Here is a 3,813-nt window from a genome sequence, read left to right as displayed (position 1 = left end):
CTGTAAAATGAACTGAAGAAAAGAGGGGAAGATAAGCAGCTGTTCTTCTCCTCTTTTCTACCGGTTAAACATCAAGAGTAAGTTTAGGATTGGAGGGCGCGTTGTGAAAAAAAGACTGGTCAATTTCGATGCTTCCGAAGTGCTGCTAACGAACGAGAATATCAAGTTTGAACAAATTTCAAGTAAGGATATTGCAGTGATTGGTATGTCGTGTCAGATTGGTAGCGCCAAAAATACGAATGAATTCTGGAATTGTATGGTTGAAGGGAAAACGCTGATTGAAGAACTGCCGCAAACCCGCAAAAAAGATATTACAGACGCACTAAAGCAAAGAGGCATCACTCATCAGGAATTTAAGAAAGCTACATATCTTGGAAATATCGATACGTTCGATTATAAATTTTTTTCTCTAACCGCTATTGAAGCTCAGTTAATGGATCCGCATCAACGGCTTTTTCTGGAGACTGTCTACGCCACTATGGAGGATGCAGGATACGGGGGGAGGGAACTGATTGGCAGCGAAACTGGTGTATTCGTCGGACTATCAAGCGGTGGGGCAATTGAATACAAAACATTCGCTCAAATGTCCGCGCCGGAGCTTGTGGATATTATAAATTCAGGCAATTCAAATTCGGTTATTGCAGGCAGGATTTCCTATACATTTGATTTTAAAGGCCCCAGCAGTGTAGTGGATACTGCATGCTCTTCATCCTTGTCTGCACTTCATCTGGCATGCCGCTCCATTCACACAGGCGAATGCAATACTGCCATAGCTGGAAGCGTCAAGATTAATATGTTACCGGCTAGCCAGTCGAATGACTATAAAATGGGAATTGAATCATCAGACGGGTATACGCGGGCATTTGATGCAGATTCGGATGGAACAAATTTTGGAGAGGGAGTCGCGGCTGTTCTGCTGAAACCACTGCATCAAGCGGTGTTAGACCATGATCATATTTATGCAGTCGTGAAGGGCAGCGCATGGAATCAGGATGGGAGTTCCTTAGGACTAACAGCACCGAATCCGGCTGCGCAGGAGCGGGTCATTCTAAGAGCATGGAAGGATGCGGGAATCCATCCTGAATCTATTTCATATCTGGAGGCCAATAGCACGGCAACAAAGCTGGGAGATCCCATCGAAATCCAAGGATTACATAATGCATTCCGCAAGCATACCCCGAAGCTGCAATTTTGCGCAATCGGTTCTGTCAAAACAAATATTGGCCATTTGGATCATGCAGCGGGAATTGCGGGTTTTATTAAAGCAGTGCTCTCGTTAGAGCATCAAAAAATTCCGCCGATGCTGCATTTTAAAAAACCTAATCCTAATATATCCTTTAAAGACTCACCAGTTTATGTGGCGGACCGGTTAATCCAGTGGGAGCGTTCACCAGGTACGGTAAGAAGATGCGGTGTAAGTGCATTCGGTATAAGCGGAACGAATTGTCATGTTGTATTAGAGGAGGCACCTGAACGAACGGAGACTTCCGAGGACCATTTGCATCATATTTTCACCTTATCTGCTATGGAACAGACGAACCTGTTAGATATTGTGCAAAGATATATACGTTTCCTTTCCAGCTCTGTCAGCAGGTATAGACTCGGGGATGTTTGCTACACCGTTAATACAGGGAGAGGCCACTACCCTCACCGCCTGGTGCTGAAGGCATGCAGCATAGAAGAACTGCTTCTGCAATTGGAACGATTCGTTAATACTCCATTTGTTACGATGGAAGAGCATCATATTTATTACGGCAAACATAACATCAGCCCCAACAGAACTACCGGGCCGAATGCTGAAAGTATATCCGCTTCCACCTTCAAGCACGTGAAAGAGCTGCTGTTCAATATTAGCCAAGATCCGTCCGATATGAGCAGAGTGTTCCATGATTTTGCAATGGCTTATACTCAAGGAGCAGAAATGAATTGGAAAGGGTTATACCCGAAACGATCTTACAGCAAGGTCAGTTTGCCGACCTACAGCTATTCGAAAAGCAGATGCTGGTTCAGCATTCCGGAGAAGCATACACAGTCTATTGAGAGAGATGAGACTTTAACAATCGTGCCTAAAGCAGAGATTTGTTATTATCAGCCGAAATGGGTGCCCCGCAGGATTCATGACAAGCTGCCGGAGCCCATTGGCGGGCAGACTGTTTTTTTTCGGACAACAGCTCCGGATTGCGGCCAGATCCGTACCTTACTGAAAAGACAAAACCGGGAGTATATTGAAGTTTATTATGGGCCCGAGTTCAAGAAGGTTTCTGATGCTGAATTTGTGATTTCGGGCGATGATTCTGACTACCACTTGCTGCTTGAACAAATAGGGAAGGTTGGACATGTCATCCATGCCTTTGATCTCGAGGAGCGGATTCCGCACTCTACATTGGAGCTGCAGCAACATCTCATTCGTAGCGTGCATAGCTTGGCTTCTTTAACGAAAGCATTATTTAAGAAACAGCGAAGACAAGAAGCAGTGATTACCGTGCTTACCCGGTTTGCAAATGCCGTGACAGGAGACGAGAAACAGATTCATCCGACCGGCGCCGCTATGCTCGGACTGGCAAAGGTTATGCACCAAGAGCATCCGTACCTGTACATCCGCAGCTTTGATTTGGACGGAACCCTTGAGCGTTCTGCACTTGATCACATCGTCTCTCCAATCAGGGAAACGACAGAATATGCTTTCCGAAACGGTGTTACCTATTTAGAAAGCTTTCAGGCAGTTGATTTTGAAAGAACAGAAGCAGTTTCCTTTCGCAGCAACGGCGTCTATATCATTACTGGAGGACATGGGGATATCGGTTTAGAAGTAGCCAAATATTGGGCAAGACAACAGAAAATCACCATTGCACTTGTAAGCAGGACACCACTGCCTGACCGCGAAAAGATTAAAGCGGGAGAGAATCCAAAACATAAACGCATCATTGAGAGTATAGAAGAAATGGAGAGCCTGGGATCCTCCATACATTCTTACAGCGCAGACGTTTCTGATTATAATCAAATGAACTTGCTGATCCGGCAGATTAGAGGCAGTCTCGGAAATATAAACGGTATTTTTCATGCAGCAGGCACAGCGGGAGACGGTATGCTGTTCAGGAGAAGCCAAGAGCAAATTGACGCGGTTCTTTCTCCTAAAGTAACGGGGACATGGAACTTACACTTGCTGACGAAAGACAATGACCTGGACTTTTTTGTGCTGTGTTCGTCGGTCGCTTCCTTGACTGGAGGGGTAGCTCAAGGGGTACAAACGGCTGCCAGCCGGTTTATGGATGCCTTCGCTTCTTACCGGTTCAGCTTAGGTATGACGGCTTGTTCTATCAATTGGCCGGCCTGGAAAGAGGGGGAGATGGCTGTTGATCGCGATGGCAGGGAAAGTATCAGCATGGTCAGCCATATTTCGCCCGGTTCGGCGTTGATTGCGCTTGATGATATTCTAAAGGCGGATTCACCAAGAATTGTCCTGGGTGAAATCAACCCTGCAGATGTGAATCAACCAACGGTACAAGACATGATAAGCGTGCAGGAACCCTTCATGGACGTACAATTAGCTGGAAGAGAATCCGGTGAGTATACAGAAATTGAGAAACGGTTGGCACGCATATGGGGCGAACTGTTTGAACGTGATGTGATTAGGGTAGACGACAGTTTTTATGACTTAGGGGGTCACTCCTTACTCCTAATCCGGGTGGAGGTTGAGTTAGAAAAGTATGGCGTGGTGGCAGATCATTTAAATATTGAACGGGACCGGACGCTTGAGAATATAGCGAGAGCTCTGGAAAATTCGAATGATAAGGTTGGGGACTGAAGGCATGC

General features: G+C 45.9%; 1 protein-coding gene. It reads left to right on the top strand.

Annotation, left to right across the window (positions count from 1 at the left end; translation table 11 throughout):
* The first annotated feature begins 103 nt into the window (after nucleotides 1-103).
* On the top strand, nucleotides 104-3,805 hold the full coding sequence (locus R70723_RS32415) for an SDR family NAD(P)-dependent oxidoreductase (protein WP_052421497.1): 3,702 nt from the start codon (nucleotides 104-106) through the stop codon (nucleotides 3,803-3,805).
* The last annotated feature ends 8 nt before the right edge of the window (nucleotides 3,806-3,813 follow it).

The organism is Paenibacillus sp. FSL R7-0273 (genome assembly GCF_000758625.1).
Classification (GTDB): Bacteria; Bacillota; Bacilli; order Paenibacillales; family Paenibacillaceae; genus Paenibacillus_AQ.
Note: the sequence above shows the minus strand (reverse complement) of the source record. Positions and strands in the feature narration are given on the sequence as shown.